The sequence below is a fragment of the Staphylococcus croceilyticus genome (assembly GCF_002902575.1).
GTDB classification, from domain to species: domain Bacteria; phylum Bacillota; class Bacilli; order Staphylococcales; family Staphylococcaceae; genus Staphylococcus; species Staphylococcus croceilyticus.
On record NZ_PPRD01000090.1, the window covers coordinates 1 to 3,671 of the forward strand.

3 protein-coding genes are annotated in these 3,671 nt (G+C 31.7%); all 3 read left to right on the plus strand.

What is annotated here, in order from left to right:
* Nucleotides 1-149: 149 nt before the first annotated feature.
* The 3 genes from CD128_RS10170 to CD128_RS10180 all read left to right on the plus strand — a co-directional run bounded on the left by CD128_RS10170 (nucleotide 150) and on the right by CD128_RS10180 (nucleotide 3,577).
* Nucleotides 150-1,799 (plus strand): AAA family ATPase, encoded by a 1,650-nt coding sequence (locus tag CD128_RS10170; RefSeq protein WP_197730758.1) that lies wholly within the window; start codon nucleotides 150-152, stop codon nucleotides 1,797-1,799.
* Complete coding sequence (mcrC, locus tag CD128_RS10175; protein ID WP_103329799.1) at nucleotides 1,796-2,836, plus strand: 5-methylcytosine-specific restriction endonuclease system specificity protein McrC; 1,041 nt, start codon at nucleotides 1,796-1,798, stop codon at nucleotides 2,834-2,836. The genes CD128_RS10170 and mcrC overlap by 4 nt, the downstream gene beginning before the upstream one ends.
* Nucleotides 2,837-2,923: 87 nt before the next feature.
* Nucleotides 2,924-3,577, plus strand: coding sequence for a type 1 glutamine amidotransferase (locus CD128_RS10180; protein ID WP_103329800.1), 654 nt, complete (start codon nucleotides 2,924-2,926; stop codon nucleotides 3,575-3,577).
* The last annotated feature ends 94 nt before the right edge of the window (nucleotides 3,578-3,671 follow it).

A 3,671-nucleotide genomic window follows, 5' to 3' on the forward strand; every position in this document is an offset into this window, starting at 1 on the left:
TCTATATACTTGTATGTTTAGATATTATTAACTAAACACTGTTCATATTGGCTTACTTTATGAGATGAGCCTCTTATTATAAAGTGCCAATTATAAGTATTTTTAAACATCTAAATTTGTAATTATTGAAATTTAAAGGGGTTTTGGCCTTGAATAATATAGATAAAACATGGGTTCCTTTTTATAAAACATTAGCTTCTGAATTATTAAAGTACCGCTATCGCCGTGGTGAGTTAATCAGAATGATAGAAATGATCTATGAAAGAGCAGGGATTAAATTACCCACGCTTGAGAAAAACAATGAGTTGATTGATATTGATCCTTTTACAATTTTTGCGTTATTTAATAAAGCATCTATGCGAGACGTGAATAAAATTAAGATTTTAAATGAATTAGCGCTCTATTTTGATATTAAAACGCAGGTACCAACAAGTTTTTACAGTATTCCTACAGTTAATAATATGAGCGCGACATTTTATGCTTTTGATGGAAAGCGCAATGAAGATGATATCGATAATTTGTGGGCATTATTTGAGAGTGCGTTGAAATATGCGCAAGAACAGACCGAAGAAAATAGAATTAATTTTATTGAAAAGTTTAATCTAGTTATTGTTCAACCAGAAATCGGAAACAGTAAGCTAACGAGTGGTTTGTACTGGATTGCGCCAGAAACGTTTGCGAATTATGATTCTCTTACCAAAGGTTATATCTTTGAAAATGATAAAATACCATCTAAATTTATTAATAAAAATCTTGAACCTAAAGGTAAATTGAGTGGCGAGAATTATTTAGCTATAATAGATATGTTAAAAACATTTTTATCTAGTGGCGAAACAGCAGTGGATAATTTTATCGATTTTAGTCATGAAGTTTGGGTGTATTCAAAAGAAATGAATAAAGCTAAAAATCCACAAAAAATCATCGAAAATCCTCCAATTGAATATCCTCCTTACACAAAGGATGCTTTTCTAAACGATGTATTTATGACTGAAAGCAATTATGACCGCCTAATACGTCTAGTTAAAAGGAAGCAGAATGTCATCTTACAGGGGTCGCCGGGTGTAGGTAAAACTTATGTAGCGAAGCGTTTAGCGTATTCAATGATGGGCGTCAAAGATGCGTCGCGTGTTAAATTAATCCAACTTCATCAAAGTTATGCTTATGAAGATTTTGTCATGGGTTACAGACCGACAAATTCAGGTTTTGAGCTTTCTACAGGGGCTTTTTATGACTTCTGTAAAATTGCTGAACAAGATTTAGCTAATGATTATTTCTTTATTATTGATGAAATTAATCGTGGTAATTTAAGTAAGATCTTTGGTGAACTCTTTATGTTAATCGAGAATGACAAGAGAGGTTTAGAAGTGGAGTTGCTATATACAGATGAACCATTTTCTGTGCCTGAGAATCTTTATATTATAGGTATGATGAATACGGCTGACCGCAGTTTAGCAATTCTTGATTATGCTTTGCGTCGTAGATTTGCATTTTTTGATATGAAACCTGCCTTTGAAAATGAGAAATTTAAAGACTATCAAAAAAGCTTAAATAGCCCAGAGTTTGATGCATTAATTCAATGTATTGAAGAATTGAATAATGACATTATCCAAGATGATATGTTAGGCGAGAGCTTCGTTATTGGACACAGTTATTTTAGTAATTTTGAAAATGTCACTACTATGGATTTGTCTGATATTATCGAATTTGAAATCTTACCATTACTCAATGAATATTGGTTTGATGTACCTTCGAAAGTCGACATGTGGGCTGAGAAATTAAGGAATGCGATTGAGTTATGATCAAGATACAAAATATCTATTATATGCTGTCGTATGCGTTCACCATTTTAAATAAAAAGGGTTATCAAAAATTAGCGACTGAAGAATTTGAGAATATCGCTGATTTATATGCAGCAATTCTAATTAAGGGCGTTTCAACTCAATTGAAACCTGGCTTACATCATGAATATGTAGAATACAACGATAGTTTAAAAGTGATAAGAGGGAAAATAAATGTCACTCAATCTATACAGAATCTCGATATGATGAACAAAAGAATGAATTGTACATATGAAGAGTTCTCTATTAATACGTATATGAATCAAATTTTAAAAACGACTATGATTACGCTACTAAATGTGGAAATTTCAAAAGAGAGAAAGAAAAAGATTAAAAGATTACTTCTATATTTTGATAAAGTCGAGATAATCGATTATCGCAATATTCAATGGAATTTCAATTTTACGCGCAATAATCAGGCATATAAAATGTTGTTATCTATATGCAAGTTGATTCATGACGGTGTGCTTCAGTCTGAAAAGAGTGGCTATAAACAGTTAATGATATTTGAAGATGAACAACAAATGTCGCGTTTATATGAGAAGTTTATACTTGAATACTATAAGAAAGAATATCCACAGTTAACGGTAACTGCTTCACATATCCCTTGGTCAATTGAGGAAGCTTCTAGCCTTGAAATGTTACCAATCATGAAAAGTGACATCATGATAACTTATAAAAAGCGATGTTTAATTATTGATGCCAAATATTATAAAAACACGTTAAATAACTATTTCGAAACTAAGAAAATCCATTCTGGCAATTTATACCAAATATTTACTTATGTAAAAAATCAATCTATGAATGTAAAAGATAAAGATATTACAGTTTCTGGCATGTTACTTTACGCTAAAACTGATGAGAACGTCATTCTAGATGATACTTTTCAAATGAGTGGGAATCAAGTAAGCGTTAAAACGTTAGATTTAAATCAAGATTTCAAAGTAATAACAGAGCAACTGAATAAAATTGTAGAGAAAGCTTTCGATTTAACTTAAAGCATCTGACATGTATGGTCTTGTCGGATGCTTTTTCTAGTTCATAATATTAAGTATAATGAAAATAAAATGTTACGGAGGGATAGAATGAGCATTTATATTTTACAGCATGTCCCATTTGAGAAGCCGGGTATACTAGATGCGCTAGATGCGAAAGTAATTAAGTTATACGAGTCTGATTACAAGTTACCTGATATTGCAGATATAGATTTACTTATTATTTTAGGTGGACCTATGAGCGTAAACGACGATATTGGGTGGTTATTACAAGAAAAGAAATTAATTAAATCTATGATTGAGTACAATAAGCCGATGCTTGGTATATGTTTGGGTGCACAATTAATTGCGAAGGTGTTGGGTTCTACCCTTTTCCAAAATAAAGAGGGGAAAGAAGTAGGGTTTGGTGAAATTCAGAAAGTCACAAATCAGTACGATTTCTTGCCGGAAAAGTTAGATGTGCTACATTGGCATGGAGAGACGTTTAATTTGCCGAAAGGTGCTACGAGACTATATCGTTCGGAGCATTGTGAGAACCAAGCGTTTATCTATAATGATAATGTGATTGGTTTACAGTTCCATATGGAAACTACTGAGAAGACATTGAAAGATATAGTGGAAGCGGATCGTGCTTATGTAGAGGGCAATGTATTAGGTAATACAGAGCAATCTGTAATAAATTACGAAATTCCGTCGCAAAATAAAGACATTTTGATGAAAATGATTGAGCATATTAAATTATAAAAATTTTAAGGATAATATAAACATAATTCGTGTTTGTATTATCCTTTTTTTCATCTTAAATAAAGATACAAACAACCGAGGAAAGGTATTTGAT